Raw genomic sequence first — 16,478 nt, 5'->3', positions numbered from 1 at the left:
CGTTCGACTCGGTGTTGACGTGGTCGAATCATATTCTGTAATCATTGCAAAGCACGAGATGATGTTCTGTGATGACGAGGAGCTGCGAGACGATGTCCGACGCACGAACTCCGATCTACGACGTGATCGACGAACGGTTCCGCACCGAGCGGTGCATCTACGGCGACGACCGACTGGAGACGCTGTACGACGGGGGTCGTTGGTCGGAGGGGCCGCTGTACTTCCCGGCCGGGCGCTACCTGATCTGGAGCGACATTCCCAACGACCGCATGATGCGCTGGGACGAGACCAATGGGGTGGTGGGCGTCTTCCGTTCGCCGGCCGGGCATCCCAACGGCAACACCCTCGACGCGCAGGGTCGACTGATCACCTGCGAACAGGGCAATCGTCGGGTCACCCGTACCGAACACGACGGCTCCGTCACCGTGTTGGCCGATCGTTTCGAGGGCAAGCGGCTGAACAGCCCCAATGACGCGGTCGTGCACTCGGATGGATCGATCTACTTCTCCGACCCCGACTTCGGCATCACCACCGACTACGAGGGGCATCGCGGCGAGAGCGAGATCGGCGCGACGAACGTGTACCGGATCGACCCGGTCACCGCGGATGTGCGGCTGGTCGCCGACGGGTTCGCCGGGCCCAATGGCCTGGTGTTGTCCGCCGACGAGCGCCGGCTGTACGTCTCCGACACCCGCGCCAACCATGTGCGCGTGTTCGACGTCCGTGCGGACGGGACCCTCTCGGAGGGCGAGGTGTTCGTCGAATGCCGGGCCGGCGACGGGCGGTTCGACAACATCCGCTTCGACGACGGCGGTCGATTGTGGGTGGCGGCGATGGCCGACGGGGTGCACTGCTACGCGCCCGACGGCACCCTCATCGGCCGCATCCGCACCCCCGAACCCGTCGCCAACATCACCTTCGGCGGCGCCAAGCGCAACCGCATGTTCATCGCCGCCAACAACGCCCTGTACTCGCTGGTCACCGCCGTCACGGGCCTGCCACGACTGCCCGGGCGATGACGGAGGCGAAGGGTAGGCGGCCGAACTCGCCCATGGCTCAGCCGAGTTGCCGCACTCGTGCTACGTCGTCCTGCGGTGGCGGCCGGTGCCTTCGCCCAGGTACGGGCCCGGTTGCGTGCGGTGGGCGGCCGTCGTACCGTCCTCGCCGGCTCCCTCCCGCGACGACGGATACAACAGCCGTGCCGCTTCGAGGTAGTTCGCGGCGACGGCCAGGGTGACCCACTGGTAGCCGTCCCATTCCAGGACGACGCGCGGTGCCTCACGATCGACGTGGGGTGCGCGGGGCGGGCCGGTGAGGTGTACGGCCTTGCGTTCGCCGACGGGACGCAGCCGCTGCTCGCGTCGGGCCGCCCAGTTTTCCAGGGGTTCGTCGTTGCTCACGTGCTCTCCGGTCTGGATGGGTAGGCTTTGACCGGAACCGTAGCGGCTTGATCGGGCACGGGTGCAAGGATCGACGAGGGTTGATCCGGGTGGGGGAAGCCGCCGGTGCTCGGCAGGTGTCGACGCTCGGCAGGTCCCCGCGCTCAGCAGGTTTCGTAGCGATACTCCCGGTTGCCCGCCGGCGTCACGTTCCGGTCGCGCAGAACCACCGACAACTTCCCGCCCCAGACCCGGCAGGTCGCGGTGAAGTGGGGCTTGGCGTACTCGACGACGAAGACGCGGTTCGCGTAGGCCGCGGCGTACGCGCCGCATTCGTCGTACCGGCCGCACTCCTCGGCCACCGCGAAGTCGAAGCCGACATCGGTGCTGCGGTCGATCAGTTCGGCGCCGTTCTTCTGGGCGACGGCCAGGTGGGCGGCATGCGCCCGGGCGGCGAGGAGGCGGGCGAAGGCGATGTCGTCGGCCGGGGTGAGGAGGCGGTGGGAGCGGGTGTAGGAGTCGAAGTTGTCCGGCTCGACGGCCTGGTAACCCGACCGGGCGCACTCGTCGATCCAGTCGCCGACGATCGCGGCGAGGGCGGTGCGTTTGGCGTCGGTGGAGATGTCGAGCAGGGCCTCGTTCCACTCGGTGTCCATCACGATGGTGCCGCCGTCGCGCAGCAGCAGGTCCGGGTGTTCGCGCTGCCATCGGTCGAGGGCGTCGGGTTGAACCTGGAAGGCGTTGATGTAGCAGATGTTGTACCGGCCCGGTTCGGGGCGGGCGGTGCGGTCGCGGGACAACACGCGTACGCCGGGCGGTGGGGCGTAGGCGCCGCCGATTTGGTAGTCGAACCGGGCGTGTGGCTCGGGGCGCACCACGCCCGGAGCGGGCGGGGCGATCGATGCGGGCGTCGGCGGATGCGGCGCGATCTCGATGCCCTCCGACGCGCACCCCGTGAGCAGGGTCGCCGCCACCACCCCGGCGAGCGCGAGGAGGAGGGTGCGGCGACGGCGGGCCGGTGGGCGCATGGTCGAGACTCCGGGAGGATCGGCGAGGGGGTGCGAGCACGCGGGTGCGCGGAACGGGCCCATCGTGCGTCGCCCACCGTGAGGAAATCGTGAGCGCCACGCCGGCTTCCCTGCATACTCGACACGTGGCGTGACATGTCATGAGCGGTGTGTGATCGGTACGCTGCCGGGAGGTTGCCGTGCAGAGTGACGAAAGGGTCGGCCATGAGTACGACTTCGACAGGCTCCCCGTACGTGATCGTCGGCGCGTCCCTCGCCGGCGCCAAGGCGGCGGAGACCCTGCGTGCCGAGGGATACGTGGGCCGGATCGTGCTGATCGGCGACGAAGGGGAGTACCCCTACGAACGTCCGCCGCTGTCGAAGGGCTACCTGCTCGGCAAGAACCCCCGCGACGATGCCTACGTACACGAGGAGACCTGGTACGCCGACCACGACGTGGAACTGCGCCTGGGGCGTACGGTCACCGCGATCGACCTCGCGACGTCGGCCGTCGTGCTGGACGACGGTGAGCGCATCGACTACGCCAAGCTGTTGTTGACCACCGGCGCCACGCCGCGCCGACTGCCCGTGCCCGGCGCCGATCTGGACGGCGTGCGCTATCTGCGGCGCCTGGCCGACAGCGACCGGCTGTTGGCGGACTTCCGCGCCGGTCGTCGGGTCGTGGTGATCGGTGGCGGCTGGATCGGCCTGGAGACCGCCGCCGCGGCGCGCGAGCACGGGTGCCCGGTGACCGTGGTCGAGGCGGCCCCGCTGCCGCTGCTGCGGGTGCTCGGCGACGAGGTCGCCCGGATCTTCCTCGACCTCCACACCGCGCACGGCGTCGAGTTCCGGTTGCGCGCCGACGTCGCGGAGATCACCGGCGACGGCGGCAAGGTCACCGGGGTCCGGCTCGGCGACGGTACGGAGGTGGCCGCGGACGTGGTCGTCGTCGGGATCGGCGTCACCCCGAACACCGCACTCGCCGAAGCCGCCGGGCTCACCGTGGACAACGGGATCCGTACCGACGCCGCGCTGCGCACCTCGGCCGCCGACGTGTACGCGGCCGGCGACGTCGCCAACGCGCTGCATCCCGTCCTGGGCCGGGGCATCCGCGTCGAGCACTGGGCCAACGCGCTCAACCAGGCGCCCGCCGCCGCGCGTTCGATGCTCGGTCGGGACGTGTCGTACGACCGGATCCCCTACTTCTTCACCGACCAATACGAACTCGGCATGGAGTACACCGGCTACGCCGAACCGGGGGAGTACGACCGGGTGCTGTTTCGAGGCGACCCGGCCGGCGGGGAGTTCATCGCCTTCTGGCTGGCCCAGGGTCGCGTGCTGGCCGGGATGAACGTCAACGTCTGGGACGTCACCGAACCCATCGGGCAACTCGTGCGCTCCGGCCGCGCCGTGGATCCGGAAAGGCTGGCCGACCCGGGTATCCCGCTCGACCGGGTGTAGCCGCGCGGCGGTGGCCAATGGCAGGCGGCCAACGGCACCGGGCCCTCGATCCCCGGTGCGGCGTGAACGAACGCGCCGAACGGTACCGGCTTGGCGACGATGCCTTCGAGTGTCGGTGTCAGGCGCCGAGCACGTCCAGGGACAGGCGTTTGGCGCGGTCCAACTCGGTGTCGTCGCCGAAGAGTTGGTGGCGGGTGTTGGCGGCGCGCAGGTAGGCGTCGATGCGGAAGGCGTCGTCGGCGGGGAAGTGGCTGCCGGCGGCGGACAGTTCCGATTCGAGCAGGTGCAGCCACTCGCGGGCGAGGTCGCGGACGGCGTCGGCGACGGGGCCTTCGCGGCGGCCGTATTCGACCGAGGTAGCGGTGATGAAGCACCCGCCGGGGAAGACGCCGTCGCGCGCGTAGGCGACCCAGTTGTCGAGCAGGGCCCGGAGTCGGGGCCGCCCCGGGGCGGCGGGCCACGAGGGCTCGACGACGTGCCGCAGGTACAGGGCGCGGGCCTCGGCGACGGCGGCGATCTGGATGGCTTCCCGGTTGGCGAACACCGTGAGGATCCCGCTCTTGCTGTGCCCGGTCCGGGCGGCGAGCGCGCCGACGGTGATGGCGTCCAGCCCGTGCACGGTCGCGGACATGGCGGCCTGTCGGGCGACTTCGTGCCGGGTTCGGTCGCCGCGGGCGCGGCGGCCGTCGGCGCGCGGCGCGAGGGAATTCGCGGCGGAGTCACGGGTGTCCGGGGCCATGCGCCGATTGTATGCGATCGATCGGTCGTGTAGCGTGGCCGATAATTACGACCGATCGATCGCATATTGGGGGAGTGCATCATGGGTGTCGACGGCGGCGCCGGGCTGGACGGCTTCGCGAAACGCGTGCTCTCGCTGTCCGGGAGCGAGAAGACCGTCCATGTGGCCGGGAACGGGCCCGCGGTGGTCGTGATGCCCGAGATGCCGGGTATCAGCCCCGATGTGGTGCGCTTCGCCGGGTGGGTACGCGATGCGGGATTCACCGTCTACCTGCCGTCGCTCTTCGGCGTCGACGGGGCGTATCCCACCGTCGAACTCGCCGAGCCGATCGTGCAACGGGCTTGTGTCAGCAAGGAGTTCAGGGCGTTCGCGGGCGGCGGCACGAGCCCGGTGGCGGTGTGGCTGCGCGCGCTGGCCAGGACCGCGCACAGCGAGTGCGGCGGACCGGGCGTCGGCGCGGTGGGGATGTGCTTCACCGGCAACTTCGCGCTGAGCATGACACTGGAACCGGCCGTCATCGCCCCGGTCCTCGGCCAACCCTCACTGCCACTGGACGATCCGGCCGCCCTGGAACTGTCGCCCGAGGACGCGGCCGCCATCCGCGAGCGGTTCGAGCGTGACGAACTCACCGCACTCGGCCTGCGCTTCGACAACGACAAGTGGTGTACCGGCCAACGCTTCGCCGCCTACGCACAACTCCTCGGCGACCGCTTCGACGGCCGCGTCCTCCCCGGCGACTACGCCAACCCCGAACCTCCGCCGTTCTTCCGCGACGTGGTCCGGACCCCGCACAGCGTGGTCACCGCGCACCTCGTCGACGAGGAAGGCCATCCCACCGTGCGAGCCCGCGACGAAGTCCTCGCATTCCTCCGCGCTCGCCTGCTTCCCGATCACGCCACGGCCTGACGGCACCCGCGTCGATGCGGAAGCCGCGCTCGTAGCCGCCGCGACAGGCAACCATGCGCCGACGGTTTGTCCCGGTTCCGGCCGGGTGAGCCGGGTGGTTCGATCTCCCGGTGATCTTCCCTTCGACAGTGATCGTCGGGTACGACATCGGGGGACCGTATCGTTTTGCCGCACCGAGGTGACACCCACGTGACGAACCACCACCGCCGAAGCCTTGCCCGCGTGGTCGAGGATTTCGGCCGCACCTTCCTCGATCTTGTCCACGGCGACGCGGACACCGTGGAGGAGATCGGCGGGGTGGTCATTCACGACCCGTACGACGAACCGGCCTACCCCCGGCACGCCGTGGTGCTGGGACCGGCCGTGCACGGACCCGTCGAGATCGCCCGGCTCCTGGGCACGCTCGGCGTGCACGGCGTCACCGCCCTGATCGTGCGCGGACCCGTCGAGCCCGACGAGGAGGTCGCGCGCGTCGCCGCCGAGACGGGCATCGCCGTGCTGGCGCTGACCCGGGGCGCGTCCTGGGCCCAGCTCGCGGCCATGCTCCGCACGCTGCTCACCGAAGGCGACTTCGGCGACGCCGGCGGGCAGACCCTGGGCGGCGTGCCCTCGGGAGACCTGTTCGCGCTGGCCAACGCCGTGGCCACGCTGCTGGACGCCCCCATCACCATCGAGGACCGCCGCTCGCACATCCTCGCCTTCTCCGGCCGACAGGACGAGGCCGACCCGTCACGTGTGGAGACCATCCTCGCCCGCCGCGTCCCGGAGAAGTACCTGCGCGTCTTCGAGAGCCGGGGCGTGTTCAAGGAGCTGTACCGCACCGGTGAGCCGCTGCTCATCGCCCCGGCGGTCGACGACCCGGACGAGCCCGCGCTCTGGCGCACGGCGGTCGTGGTCCGGGCGGGCGACGAGATCCTCGGCTCGGTGTGGGCCGCGGTCCGCGAACCGCTCAGCCCGGAGCGCACCGCCGCGTTCCGGGACGCCGCCCAGCTCGTGGCCCTGCACCTGCTGCGCCACCGGGCCGGCACCGACGCCGAGCACCGGCTGCGCGCCGACCTGGTCACCACGGTCCTGGAGGGCGGCGCCGGCGCGACCGACGCACTGGCCCGCCTGGGTCTTGTGCACGAGCCGACGGTGGTGCTCGCGCTGGGCGTGGTCCCGGACGGGCCCGAGGACGACACCCGACTCACCGCCGAACGGCAACGACTGACCTCGGCCTTCGCGGTACACCTCCACGCCGTGCAACCGCGCTCGGCCGTCGCGCTCCTGGGCGACGTCGCCTACGCCGTGCTGCCCGCGCCGGGCGATCCGAGCGCCGCGCGCGAGCGGGCCGTACAGATCGCCGACAACTTCCTGGAGCGCACCGGCGATCGGGTCAAGGCGCTGATCGGCGTCGGATCGATCGCGGAGGAGCCCACCGCGCTGCGCCGCTCGCGTCGAAACGCCGACCGTGCGCTGCGGGTGTTGTCGAGCGGTGAGGTGAAGCTGCGGGTCGCCTCGATAGCCGACGTGCACATCGACGCACTGCTCCTGGAGATGCGCGACCTCGCCGCCGTCAACGGTGACGAGCTGGTGGGCCCGCTGGCCCGATTGGTCGCCTACGACGCCAAGCACCAGTCGAACCTGGTCGAGACGCTGCGGGCGTGGCTGGACGCCTTCGGCGACGTGGCCTCCGCGTCGGCGAGCATGTTCGTGCACCCGAACACGTTCCGCTATCGCATGCGTCGCATGGCCAAGGTGGGCCGGGTCGACCTCCAGGACCCGGCGGCGCGGTTCGCGATGACGCTGCAACTGCGCTTGATGGGGCCCCGGTCGGGTGGATCGGTTGGCGCCGACGCGGCGCGCTCCACGGGGGCGCGGTAACGAGTCGGTGGGGTCATCGGGCTCCGGTGAGGATGCGCCGCAGCACCTCGCGGAGCTCGGGGCCCGCGGGTGGGGCGGCGGCGCGCCAGGCGATGTGGCCGTCGGGGCGGATCAGGGCGGCGCCGCTCGCGGGCAGGGCGTACAACCGCCGGAAGGAGCCCGGGTGCTCCTCGCGCAGCCGCAGGCCGTCGAGCGGGTGGACGGTGACGGGGATCCCGGCCGCCACGGCGGCGTCGGCCTGTCGGTGCCAGGCGGGGGTGTCGGCGGCGGTGATCAGGGTGAAGTCCGGGCCGATGAGGTCGAGGGTGGAGGCGACTTGGGGCGGGCCGGCGAGGCGGATGTGCGGGGCACGGTGTCCGGGGGCGCCGCTCGGGTGGTAGCCGGTGACATCCAGGGGCGGTGGGGCCGGGATGTCGGGGTCGGGGGCGACGGCGGTGGAGCGGTAGGCGGCGGTGAGGAGGAGTTCGTCGTCGATGCGATAGCCGGTCCGGGAGCGGGCGTTGCCGTCGGATACCTCGATGACGTGGCGGGCGACCGGGCGGCGCTCCGCGTCGTAGCTGTCCAGCAGGGCCGGGTCGGCGCGGCCGGCCACGACGGCGGCGAGTTTCCAGGCGAGGTTGTCCGCGTCGCCGATCCCGGTGTTCATCCCGTGTCCGCCGGTGGGCGGGACCACGTGGGCCGCGTCGCCGGCCAGCAGCACCCGCCCGCTGCGGTAGCCGGCCGCCAACCGGGCGTCCATCCGCCAGCACATGGTGTCGCGGACGGTCACGTCGAGGTCGGGGATGCCGGCGGCGGTGCGGACGAGGGCCGCGAGCCGGTGCGGGTCGTCGAGGTCTTCGCCCGCGCGCGGGTGCTCGGGGTCGAAGGGGTACTGGTAGATCCAGTTGCGGTCGTTGTCCACAGCCATGAAGCCGCCGAGTGCGGGCGGGGTCAGGAAGTAGGCGGCACTGGCCCGGTCGGCCACGACGGCGCCGAGCGGCGCCTCGAAGCGGACGCTGAGGTAGTGGCCGAGGCCGGTGGGACCCTCCATGGCGATGCCTGCGCGGGGCCGGACCGTACCGGCGGCCCCGTCGCAACCGACGAGCCATGCCGTGCGCACGGTATGCCGACGGCCGGTGTCGCGGTCTTCGAGCACGACATCGAGGCCGGCGCCGGCCTCGATGTCGGGTGTGCGTTCGGCTCCTGCCTCGGCTTTCGCCTCGGTGAAGGACAGCAGGCGCATGCCGAAGCGAACGCGGTCGGGTGCCGATTCGCGCGCCCGGCGCAGCAGCACCGGTTCCAGCGCGTCCTGGGAGCAGATCACCCCGGGTGAGGGGGTGTGTTCGTCCCCGGCGCACGTGTCGTGGGCGACGCCGGTGCGGACGAAGTCCGGGTCGACCAGGTCTCGGCCCCGGTAGAAGAAGACCTGCGAGGCCGGGAGACCCGCGTCGCGCACCGCGTCCTCGAGGCCGCAGCGCCGCAGGATCTCCATCGAACGGGCCGCGACGCCACGGGCCTTGGGGTGGCGGGAGGGACCCGGACGGGCTTCGACCAGCAGGTGGTCCACGCCGTACCGGGACAGCAGGATCGACAAGGTCAGGCCGATCGGCCCGCCGCCCACGATGAGCACGGAAGTCGTCGGTGGTGGTGCGTGCATGGCTCTCCCGGGGGCGGATCGCGAGCGGTGAAGTGGACGATCATCGAGATCGTAACGCTCGGCGGATTATTTAGACGTTACCATCGTATGGTCGCACGGGAAGAAGCCCGCGACGGAGCCGGTCGGAGAGGACGAAGCGCATGCCCGAGGACCTCGGCGCGGACAACCCCCGCGGCCTCTACTTCATCGCCGACCTGGCGAACGCCGTCCAGGACGACCCCGGCGTCGGCGCGCCGGCCCTCCATGCCCTCCTGGCGCACCACGGCGGCCCGTCGTTCGCGCTCACCGAGGACGACGCCCGGCGACTGCGCGAGGCCGCCGCCCGGTTGATTCGCATCCTGGAGACCGACGACGAGGACCGGGCGGCCGAGGCGATCAACGCCCTCCTCGACGAACATCCCGCGCAGCCCTACCTGGTCCGCCTCCCCGGACGCCCCTGGTCGATGCACGCGAAGGCGCCCCGGGACGCCGGCCCCGCCCACTGGCTCCTGGCCACCTGTGCCCTGGCCCTCGGTCTGTGGCTCGGCGAGCGCGGCCGCTGCGCCTGGGGGCGGTGCGCCGCGCCCGACTGCGACCACTTCTTCATCGACACCGGTCGCCGAACCCCGCAGCGCTACTGCACCCCCCGCTGCGCCACCCGGGTTCGGGTGGCCGCGCACCGGGGTCGACGGGCGATTGACTAACCGGAACCGCGTTCCGTATATTAAGCGGAACGACGCTCCGCTTCTCTTCAGGGGATTTACCCATGAGTACATCGACCCGAATCGGCGACCTCCTCGGCCCGCCCACCCCCGTTCTGTCCGTCCGGCCGGTGGTGATCCCCGCGCCCGGTCGCGCCGTGGACCTCCAGGTGCGCGTCACCGCGCCCGTGACCGGGAGCGAGTTGCCGATCCTCCTGCTCTCGCACGGGCAGGGGCACTCGAACCACCTCTCCTCGCTGGACGGTTACGCGCCCCTCGTGGACTTCTGGGCGAGCCACGGCTTCGTGGTCGTCCAGCCCACCCACCTGAGTTCGACGACGCTGAAGCTCGCCCCCGACACCCCCGGGGCGCCGATGTACTGGCGATCGCGCGTCGAGGACATGACCCGCGTCCTCGACGCGCTCGACGTGATCGAGGCCGCCGTGCCACATCTCCCCGGGCGCTTGGACCCGAGCCGGGTCGCCGTCGCCGGACACTCCATGGGCGGCCACACCGCGAGCCTGCTGCTGGGCGCCCGGCTCGCCGACCCGGACGACGGGAGCGAGGTGCACCTGGCCGACCCGCGGATCAAGGCGGGCGTACTGCTCGCCGCGCCCGGCCGAGGCGGCGACGCCCTCACGGCTCCCATGGCCGCGCACTTCCCCTTCCTCGCGACCCCGGACTTCTCCCGGATGACCACGCCCACCCTCGTGGTCGCCGGCGACAAGGACGCCTCCGCCCATCTGACGGTCGCCGGTCCGGAATGGCACACCGACCCGTACTTCCTCGCCCCGGGCCCCAAGTCCCTGCTCACCCTGTTCGACGCCGAGCACGGACTCGGCGGGATCTCCGGCTACGACGTCGCCGAAACCACGGACGAGAACCCCGAGCGGGTGACCGCGGTCCAACACCTCACCGGGGCCTACCTGCGCGCCCGACTCCACCCCGACGACCCCGCATGGCAATCGGCCTGGCAATCGGCGTGCGACGCGCTGGCGTCCGCCCCGAAGCCCATGGGTCGCGTCGAATCCAAGTAGGCGTGTGACGGCGGCCCCCGGGAACTCGCTTCCCGGGGGCCGCCGTTGCGTGATGTGGGGTCAGCAGGGCACGGGCAGGTCGAGGGTCACCGGGCGGGCGGGCCACTGGTAGGACTCCACCTCGAAGCTGCCGTGGATGGTCGAGCCGCACTTGATCGCGCCGCCGACGCCGTAGACCTTGATCGTGGTGAAGTTGAAGACGTCATTGCGGCTGACCGCGCCGAGGGACACGCCGGACACGTTGCCGGTCAGGCGCAGCGTCACCGGGAGCGGCTGGGGGTACGGGCCGCCCGGGGACGGGGGACCGGCGAGCCCGACCTGGCCGAAGAGCTGGACATTCTCACCGGTGACCTCGGCGCACACCTTGGTCGACAGGCCCGACTGCAGGCCGTAGGTGCCGCAGGTGACCGACGTCGGCGTGGTCGGCTGCGTGTCGTCGGCGGACGCGACCGGCGCCGTGGCGAGGACGCTCAGACCGGCCACGCCTATGGCCGCCGCGGTGATGATGACCTTCTTCATGGGGATACCTCCGTTTTGTGACGCCCGGAACGGACGTTCATCGCTGATGAGGTGTGACATTTCACATCTCACATGACACATACTCGCACAACCGTGAGCCACCGAGTGACGTCGAGCGGTGACCGCGGACGTGATGTGCGTTACATCTGGTTGATCAGCGATGACTTTCCGTCATGCGGCGGGCGTCATGGCCGAAAATCGGCCCCCGATCCCCGGGAAGGCGCTCAGTAGAGCGGCGGCCAGGACCAACCAGGCCCGGCGCAGCGGCGGGAGGTGGGCCGGCGGGGGTGCCAATGAACTTAGTTCAGTGGTCATGAACTAAGTTCTATGCAACGAACTTAGTTCTCGTCAAGCTAGGATGTGCCCATGCCCTCCGACCAGCCGAGGCGGGGCCGCGCCGCCCGCCACGCACCGCAGCCCGCCGACCCCGCGGCGACGCCCCCGCGCCGGGAGCCGATCACCCTCGAACGCATCACCGACGCCGCGTTGCACGTGGTCGCCACGGAGGGATACGACTCGCTCACCGTGCGCAGGATCACCCACGTGCTCGGCACCGGACCGTCCTCGCTGTACGCGCACATCGTCAACAAGGACGACATCGACGACCTGATCATCGGCCGCCTGTGCTCCCGGATCGTGCTGCCGGAGCCCGACCCGGCGACCTGGCGGGCCCAGACCCACGACGTGTGCGGGCAGCTGCGCGACCAGTTCCTGATGTATCCGGGCATCTCGCGCGCCGCGCTCGCCATGGTCCCGACCAACCTGGAGACGTTGCGGGTGAACGAGGGGCTGCTCGCGATCCTGCTCGCGGGGGGCGTCGCACCGCGGACGGCCGCGTGGGCGATCGACAGCCTCTCCCTCTATGTCTGCGCCTACGCGCTGGAGCGCTCGCTGCTCGGGCAGCGGCAGAAGCACCCGGACTACGCGTGGGTGCTCAGTCGGGACGAATTGGTCGGCCGGTTCGAGGCACTACCGGCCGACCGGTTTCCGCAGATCAGGCGGCATGCGGCCGAACTGACCTCGGGGGAGGGGCACGACCGGTTCGACTTCGCCCTCGGCTTGATCATCGACAACCTCGTCCCGGACGGTCCCGGACCGGTGGCCCCGACGGCCTCGTAGCCGGGCCCGGCCGGCGGCGGGTTCAGCGACCGGTGGTGCCGTCGACGAGTTCGCGGAGGATGTCCGCGTGGCCGGCGTGGCGACCGGTTTCCTCGATCATGTGGGTGAGCGCCCAGCGCACGCTCGGCGCCGAGCCGGGACGGCCCGGCCGGGGGAGCGGGGCGCCGAGGTCGGTGCAGGTGTCGAGGATCGTGTTCGCGCGGTCGACGGTCTCCCGGTAGCGGGCGACGACGTCGGTCACGCCGTCCTCGGCGGCGGGTCGGAACGTCGCCTGCCAGTCGGTGACCTTCTCGCCGAGGAACATCGCGCCCTCGACGGCGGTCAGATGGGTGAGCAGGCCGAGCAGGTTCGTACCCGAGGGCACCGCCGCGGTGCGCACCGCGGGTTCCGGGGCTCCGTCGACCTTCGCGGCGATCGAGGTGCGCAGGTAGTCGAGGAATCCGCGCAGGACGTCGACTTCGGTGTTCGCGGTGCGGGGCGGCGGGGTGTCACGGCGGCGGGTGGGCACGGGGTTCTCCTGGTGCGTGGTGGGGGCTCGTGGTGCGGAGGGCTTGGTTCGGCGGGAGCGGTGTCACGCGGTGCGGCGGACGAGCAGGACGTGGTCGATCACCTCGGCGGTGCGGCCGTCGGGGCCGACTGCGATCCGGTGCGGCATGTCCGCGCGTTCGACCCGCCACTGCGTGGGGGACAGGCGCAGCGGCGCCACGACCTCCCGGGGCGTCGGATACCGCACGTCCGGGTCCTGGTTCCACGACCACGGCGCCGTCGAACCGTGGTCGACGACCAGCAGTCGTCCGCCCGGGCGCAGCAGGTCGGCGGCGGAGCGCAGGACGGCGGTGCGGTCCTGTGCGTACGGGGTGTGGAAGTAGTGCGCGTTGACCAGGTCGAAGCGCAGGTCGGGCAGCGCGGCGCGGATGTCCTGCGGCGTGGCGGTGATGCGATTGCCCAGGCCCCGGGCGCGGGCCAACCGGGCGAGCCGGGAGGTGGCCACGGCCGAGACGTCGAGGGCGGTGACCCGCCAGCCGCGGTCCGCGAGCCACAGCGCGTCGCCGCCGCCACCACATCCGAGGTCCAGCGCGTCGCCCGGGGGCAGTGCCGTGACCGTCTCGACGAGGCGGGCGTTCGGCCGAGGGTCGGTGGGCGCGGGACGCCCGGCGTAGACCGAGTCCCAGTAGCGGGCGGCGTCGTCCCCGGAGGGGTGCGCGTCGGTGGGATGCGGTGCCGCGTTGGTGGAGTGTGGTGTCACTTCGGTGGGGTGTGGTGTCGCGTCGTTCCGGTGCGGTGCGGCGTCGGAGTGCTCCATGGGGTTCCTTCCCCTCGGTGTCGGTGCGGCCAGTCTCGGCCGACGTACCACCGGGTGGCGCGTTTCCTTGCCGTTTCGGCAAGCTGGTCCCATGGACTCTGCACTGGAAGACGTGCTCGACGCGGTCGGACCGCGGCTGCGGACGCTGCGGCAGGCGCGTGGCATCACCCTCGCCGATCTCTCCGCGACCACCGGGGTGTCCGAAAGCACCCTGTCCCGGCTGGAGAGCGGTCGGCGCCGGGCAACCCTCGAACTGCTGCTGCTCCTGTCGGATGCCTACGACGTCCCGCTGGACGATCTGGTGGGTGCCCCGCGCGCCGGCGATCCGCGTATCCACCTGAAGCCGATCCGGCGGTTCGGGATGACGTTCGTGCCGCTGTCCCGACGGCCGGGTGGTACACAGGCGTTCAAGATGATCATTCCGGCGCGGCCGGAACCGCTCGAACCGACGTTGCAGACCCACGAGGGGTTCGAGTGGCTGTACGTGCTCGGCGGCACGTTGCGCCTGGTGGTCGGCGAGCGGGACGTCACGGTGCAGGCGGACAACGCCGTCGAGTTCGACACCTCGCTGCCGCATTGGCTGGGCAGCGCGGACGGCGGGGCGGTGGAGCTTCTGGTCCTGTTCGACCTGCAGGGCACGCGGGCGCACGTACACGGCGGCCGGGGCGCGCCTCGGGCGCGGACGTAGGTCGGAGCATCAGTGCCTGCGGTGGCCGTGGCGGCGTCTGGCCAGCCATCGGGTGGTCAGCACGACCAGCAGGATGACGACGGCGATCAGCACGATCGCCGCGATGCGCAGGCGCAGCACCGATTCCGTCGACATTCCGGCCTCCTTCGGTGTGCCTGCGTACGACGGTTGCGTGCGGGCTCGGGCTACTTGCCGGGTCGCCGGGACCTGGTCCTGGTGCGCTTCCAGAGCAGGAGGGCGACTCCGGCCGCCGCCGCGCCGAGCGCGGGTGCGCCTCGCTTGGCGCGACGCCCGGAGGTGGCGCCGTGATCGGCCGCGCGGTCCTTGACGGCGTCGGGGGTCGGGGTCACGATGCGGGCCTTGGTTCCGGCGCGGGATTCGTGGCGGGTGCCCATGGTTGTCGTCTCGCTTCCTGCGGTTCCGGCGTGACTTCCTGTGTGTATTCCTGTCGGGCGGCTACCCGGGTCGTGGTCGATGACACGTCCGTGTGGGTGAGCGCGTGGGTGCGCGTGTTCACTCGAGTGGTGGAGTCGCGGTGGTGATGCGGTCGGCCAGGTGCTTGTCCAGGTCGACGCGGACCAGTGCGGCGGCGAGTCGGGCCAGGTCGTCGGCGGCCACCAGGGCGGCGAGGGTCTGCGCGGTGGTGGGCAGGTCGAGCCGGGCGGCGCCGTGCAGGGCCCGATCGTCCAGGGTCGGGCGCAGGAACGGCCAGACGGCCTGCGCCTCCCGGCAGAACATCCCCGCGCCGGTCGGCCCGATGCCGGGGAATTCGCAGAGCAGTTCCCGGACGCGTTCGGGCCGTTCGTCGGCGTCGCGGGCGAGCCGGCGCAGGTCCCCGGCGTAGCGGCGGTGGATCAGGTCGGCGCAGTCGCCCAGCCGGGTCGCGGTGCCCTCGTCGTAGCGGACGTAGTGGGCGCGGCCGAGCGCGTCGACGCGTTGTTGCCAGGTGAGTTCGGCCAGACCGGTGGGTGTGCCGCCGCCGGCCGCGAAGAGTTCGCGGGCGGCGGCGACGGCGATCGCGGCCTTGATCCGGGTGGCGCCGAGATTGCTCAGGACCAGCAGTCGCCACAGCGGCGCGGGCTTGTCCGCGAGCCGCACGTCGGCTTCCTCGGCGTAGGTCGTGCCGGCTTCGGCGAGCAGGGTCCGGACGGTGGCACGGTGTCGCGCACGGGACTGCGGCTTGTCGGTCACGGGTGCCCTCCGAGCGAGGATGCGGTCGGTCTCTCCTGGCGGGGGCGGGTACCCGGATGGTCCGATCACAACCTTGTGCGGCGGGGGCGGCGAGTGCTGCCGCCCGGTGCGGTCGGCCGCATGGGTGAGGGCGCCATCGGAAGTGGCGCGGGGATGGGGTGCGAAGTGGCGTGTTGGACCAACGGGCGTTGCTGGTAGTGGAGTTCATCCTTTCCAATGGTCTGTCGGTCGGATGTGCCGGCGACCCGTGCATTGATCGGCCGAACCGGGGCAGCCGGACGGGCACCGTTCGATGTCCGGGGGTCGCCCCCACGGATCCGGGCGCGGATTTCGTGCGATTGCGCGGAAGAGCCCGGGGTAACGGCGTGGAATCGAGCGAGCGAGATGAGGAACGATGTCGGAATTCCTGAGTGACGTGGAGACCCTGCGGGCCAAGGCTCGGCAGCAGATGGACAAGGGCCCGGTGACCGCCGCGTACGGGGCGGACCTGGAGCGGGTGGTGGAGGTGCTCAATACCGCCCTGGCCACCGAGATCGTGTGCGTGCTGCGCTATCGCCAACACCACTTCGCGGCGAAGGGTGTGCACGGGGAGACGGTCGCGGAGGAGTTCCTGGTCCACTCGAACGAGGAGCAGGAGCATGCGGACAAGCTCGCCGCGCGGATCACCCAGCTCGGTGGAGTACCGGACTTCGACCCGTCCACGGCCGCCGGGCGCGCTCATTCGCAGTACGAGACGTCGTCGGATCTGACCGAGATGATTCGGGAGAACCTGGTCGCCGAGCGCATCGCGATCCAGGCGTACACGGAGATCATCGGCTGGCTCGGCGACGGGGATCCGACCACGCGGCGGGTGATCGAGGACATTCTTTCGGTCGAGGAGGAGCACGCCGACGACATGCTGGGGTTCCTGGAGAAGAGTTCCTGAGCGTACGTCGGGAACGCGCGGGACC

Annotated in this window: 20 protein-coding genes; 9 read left to right on the top strand and 11 right to left on the bottom strand. The window is 71.3% G+C overall.

All coding sequences use genetic code 11. From position 1 onward, the window contains the following. Positions 1-92: 92 nt before the first annotated feature. Positions 93-1,019: an SMP-30/gluconolactonase/LRE family protein gene (locus tag ACWGR4_RS17655; protein WP_452133699.1), complete on the top strand. Its 927-nt coding sequence runs from the start codon at positions 93-95 to the stop codon at positions 1,017-1,019. A 60-nt stretch (positions 1,020-1,079) separates the two neighbouring features. Here ACWGR4_RS17655 and ACWGR4_RS17650 read toward each other — a convergent pair whose 3' ends face one another. Then, a complete protein-coding gene (locus ACWGR4_RS17650; RefSeq protein WP_452133700.1) occupies positions 1,080-1,400 on the bottom strand; it encodes a DUF6087 family protein in 321 nt (106 codons plus the stop codon). 143 nt (positions 1,401-1,543) lie between these two features. Beyond that, positions 1,544-2,407, bottom strand: coding sequence for an endo alpha-1,4 polygalactosaminidase (locus ACWGR4_RS17645; RefSeq protein WP_452133701.1), 864 nt, complete (start codon positions 2,405-2,407; stop codon positions 1,544-1,546). 204 nt (positions 2,408-2,611) lie between these two features. Here ACWGR4_RS17645 and ACWGR4_RS17640 point away from each other — a divergent pair, with 204 nt between their 5' ends. Beyond that, positions 2,612-3,847 carry an NAD(P)/FAD-dependent oxidoreductase gene (locus ACWGR4_RS17640; RefSeq protein ID WP_380002485.1) on the top strand — a complete coding sequence of 412 codons (1,236 nt, stop codon included), beginning with the start codon at positions 2,612-2,614 and terminating at the stop codon, positions 3,845-3,847. A 118-nt stretch (positions 3,848-3,965) separates the two neighbouring features. Here the strand turns inward: ACWGR4_RS17640 and ACWGR4_RS17635 are convergent, their stop codons facing one another. Next, positions 3,966-4,586, bottom strand: a complete 621-nt coding sequence (locus ACWGR4_RS17635; protein ID WP_452133702.1) for a TetR/AcrR family transcriptional regulator — start codon at positions 4,584-4,586, stop codon at positions 3,966-3,968. A gap of 81 nt (positions 4,587-4,667) precedes the next feature. On the opposite strand from ACWGR4_RS17635, the gene ACWGR4_RS17630 reads away from it, so the two are divergent. Together ACWGR4_RS17630 and ACWGR4_RS17625 are read left to right on the top strand one after the other, a co-directional pair. Continuing rightward, positions 4,668-5,492, top strand: coding sequence for a dienelactone hydrolase family protein (locus ACWGR4_RS17630; protein ID WP_380002483.1), 825 nt, complete (start codon positions 4,668-4,670; stop codon positions 5,490-5,492). 189 nt (positions 5,493-5,681) lie between these two features. After that, entirely contained in the window at positions 5,682-7,355 is a 1,674-nt protein-coding gene (locus ACWGR4_RS17625; RefSeq protein ID WP_380002482.1) for a PucR family transcriptional regulator, read from the top strand. Between the two features lie 13 nt (positions 7,356-7,368). Here the strand turns inward: ACWGR4_RS17625 and ACWGR4_RS17620 are convergent, their stop codons facing one another. Further along, positions 7,369-8,991, bottom strand: a complete 1,623-nt coding sequence (locus ACWGR4_RS17620) for an FAD-dependent monooxygenase (RefSeq protein ID WP_452133703.1) — start codon at positions 8,989-8,991, stop codon at positions 7,369-7,371. A gap of 140 nt (positions 8,992-9,131) precedes the next feature. Between ACWGR4_RS17620 and ACWGR4_RS17615 the strand changes: the two genes are divergently transcribed. Both ACWGR4_RS17615 and ACWGR4_RS17610 read left to right on the top strand, forming a co-directional pair. Further along, positions 9,132-9,674: a CGNR zinc finger domain-containing protein gene (locus ACWGR4_RS17615; RefSeq protein WP_452133704.1), complete on the top strand. Its 543-nt coding sequence runs from the start codon at positions 9,132-9,134 to the stop codon at positions 9,672-9,674. 62 nt (positions 9,675-9,736) lie between these two features. After that, positions 9,737-10,708 carry an alpha/beta hydrolase family protein gene (locus ACWGR4_RS17610; protein ID WP_380002479.1) on the top strand — a complete coding sequence of 324 codons (972 nt, stop codon included), beginning with the start codon at positions 9,737-9,739 and terminating at the stop codon, positions 10,706-10,708. A 60-nt stretch (positions 10,709-10,768) separates the two neighbouring features. On the opposite strand, the gene ACWGR4_RS17605 is transcribed toward ACWGR4_RS17610, so the two are convergent. Next, on the bottom strand, positions 10,769-11,227 hold the full coding sequence (locus tag ACWGR4_RS17605; protein WP_380002478.1) for a hypothetical protein: 459 nt from the start codon (positions 11,225-11,227) through the stop codon (positions 10,769-10,771). Between the two features lie 171 nt (positions 11,228-11,398). Next, positions 11,399-11,542, bottom strand: coding sequence for a hypothetical protein (locus tag ACWGR4_RS17600; protein ID WP_452131534.1), 144 nt, complete (start codon positions 11,540-11,542; stop codon positions 11,399-11,401). Positions 11,543-11,593: 51 nt separating this feature from the next. Here ACWGR4_RS17600 and ACWGR4_RS17595 point away from each other — a divergent pair, with 51 nt between their 5' ends. Then, positions 11,594-12,346: a TetR/AcrR family transcriptional regulator gene (locus ACWGR4_RS17595; RefSeq protein ID WP_452131533.1), complete on the top strand. Its 753-nt coding sequence runs from the start codon at positions 11,594-11,596 to the stop codon at positions 12,344-12,346. Between the two features lie 22 nt (positions 12,347-12,368). Here the strand turns inward: ACWGR4_RS17595 and ACWGR4_RS17590 are convergent, their stop codons facing one another. Next, the gene (locus ACWGR4_RS17590) at positions 12,369-12,854 is read right to left on the bottom strand and encodes a DinB family protein (RefSeq protein WP_380002476.1); all 486 of its coding nucleotides are present in this window, start codon (positions 12,852-12,854) and stop codon (positions 12,369-12,371) included. A gap of 63 nt (positions 12,855-12,917) precedes the next feature. Beyond that, a complete protein-coding gene (locus ACWGR4_RS17585; protein ID WP_452131532.1) occupies positions 12,918-13,649 on the bottom strand; it encodes an SAM-dependent methyltransferase in 732 nt (243 codons plus the stop codon). Between the two features lie 91 nt (positions 13,650-13,740). Here ACWGR4_RS17585 and ACWGR4_RS17580 point away from each other — a divergent pair, with 91 nt between their 5' ends. Continuing rightward, positions 13,741-14,337 carry a helix-turn-helix domain-containing protein gene (locus ACWGR4_RS17580; protein ID WP_380002474.1) on the top strand — a complete coding sequence of 199 codons (597 nt, stop codon included), beginning with the start codon at positions 13,741-13,743 and terminating at the stop codon, positions 14,335-14,337. A 9-nt stretch (positions 14,338-14,346) separates the two neighbouring features. On the opposite strand, the gene ACWGR4_RS17575 is transcribed toward ACWGR4_RS17580, so the two are convergent. The 3 genes from ACWGR4_RS17575 to ACWGR4_RS17565 all read right to left on the bottom strand — a co-directional run bounded on the left by ACWGR4_RS17575 (position 14,347) and on the right by ACWGR4_RS17565 (position 15,528). Then, positions 14,347-14,472 carry a hypothetical protein gene (locus ACWGR4_RS17575; protein ID WP_380002473.1) on the bottom strand — a complete coding sequence of 42 codons (126 nt, stop codon included), beginning with the start codon at positions 14,470-14,472 and terminating at the stop codon, positions 14,347-14,349. A gap of 50 nt (positions 14,473-14,522) precedes the next feature. Next, complete coding sequence (locus tag ACWGR4_RS17570; protein WP_452131531.1) at positions 14,523-14,732, bottom strand: hypothetical protein; 210 nt, start codon at positions 14,730-14,732, stop codon at positions 14,523-14,525. A gap of 118 nt (positions 14,733-14,850) precedes the next feature. Further along, positions 14,851-15,528 carry an endonuclease gene (locus tag ACWGR4_RS17565; RefSeq protein ID WP_452131530.1) on the bottom strand — a complete coding sequence of 226 codons (678 nt, stop codon included), beginning with the start codon at positions 15,526-15,528 and terminating at the stop codon, positions 14,851-14,853. Positions 15,529-15,922: 394 nt separating this feature from the next. Here ACWGR4_RS17565 and ACWGR4_RS17560 point away from each other — a divergent pair, with 394 nt between their 5' ends. Further along, positions 15,923-16,453 carry a ferritin-like domain-containing protein gene (locus ACWGR4_RS17560; protein ID WP_380002470.1) on the top strand — a complete coding sequence of 177 codons (531 nt, stop codon included), beginning with the start codon at positions 15,923-15,925 and terminating at the stop codon, positions 16,451-16,453. Positions 16,454-16,478: the final 25 nt, after the last annotated feature.

Source organism: Embleya sp. NPDC055664 (genome assembly GCF_053618075.1).
Note: the sequence above shows the minus strand (reverse complement) of the source record. Positions and strands in the feature narration are given on the sequence as shown.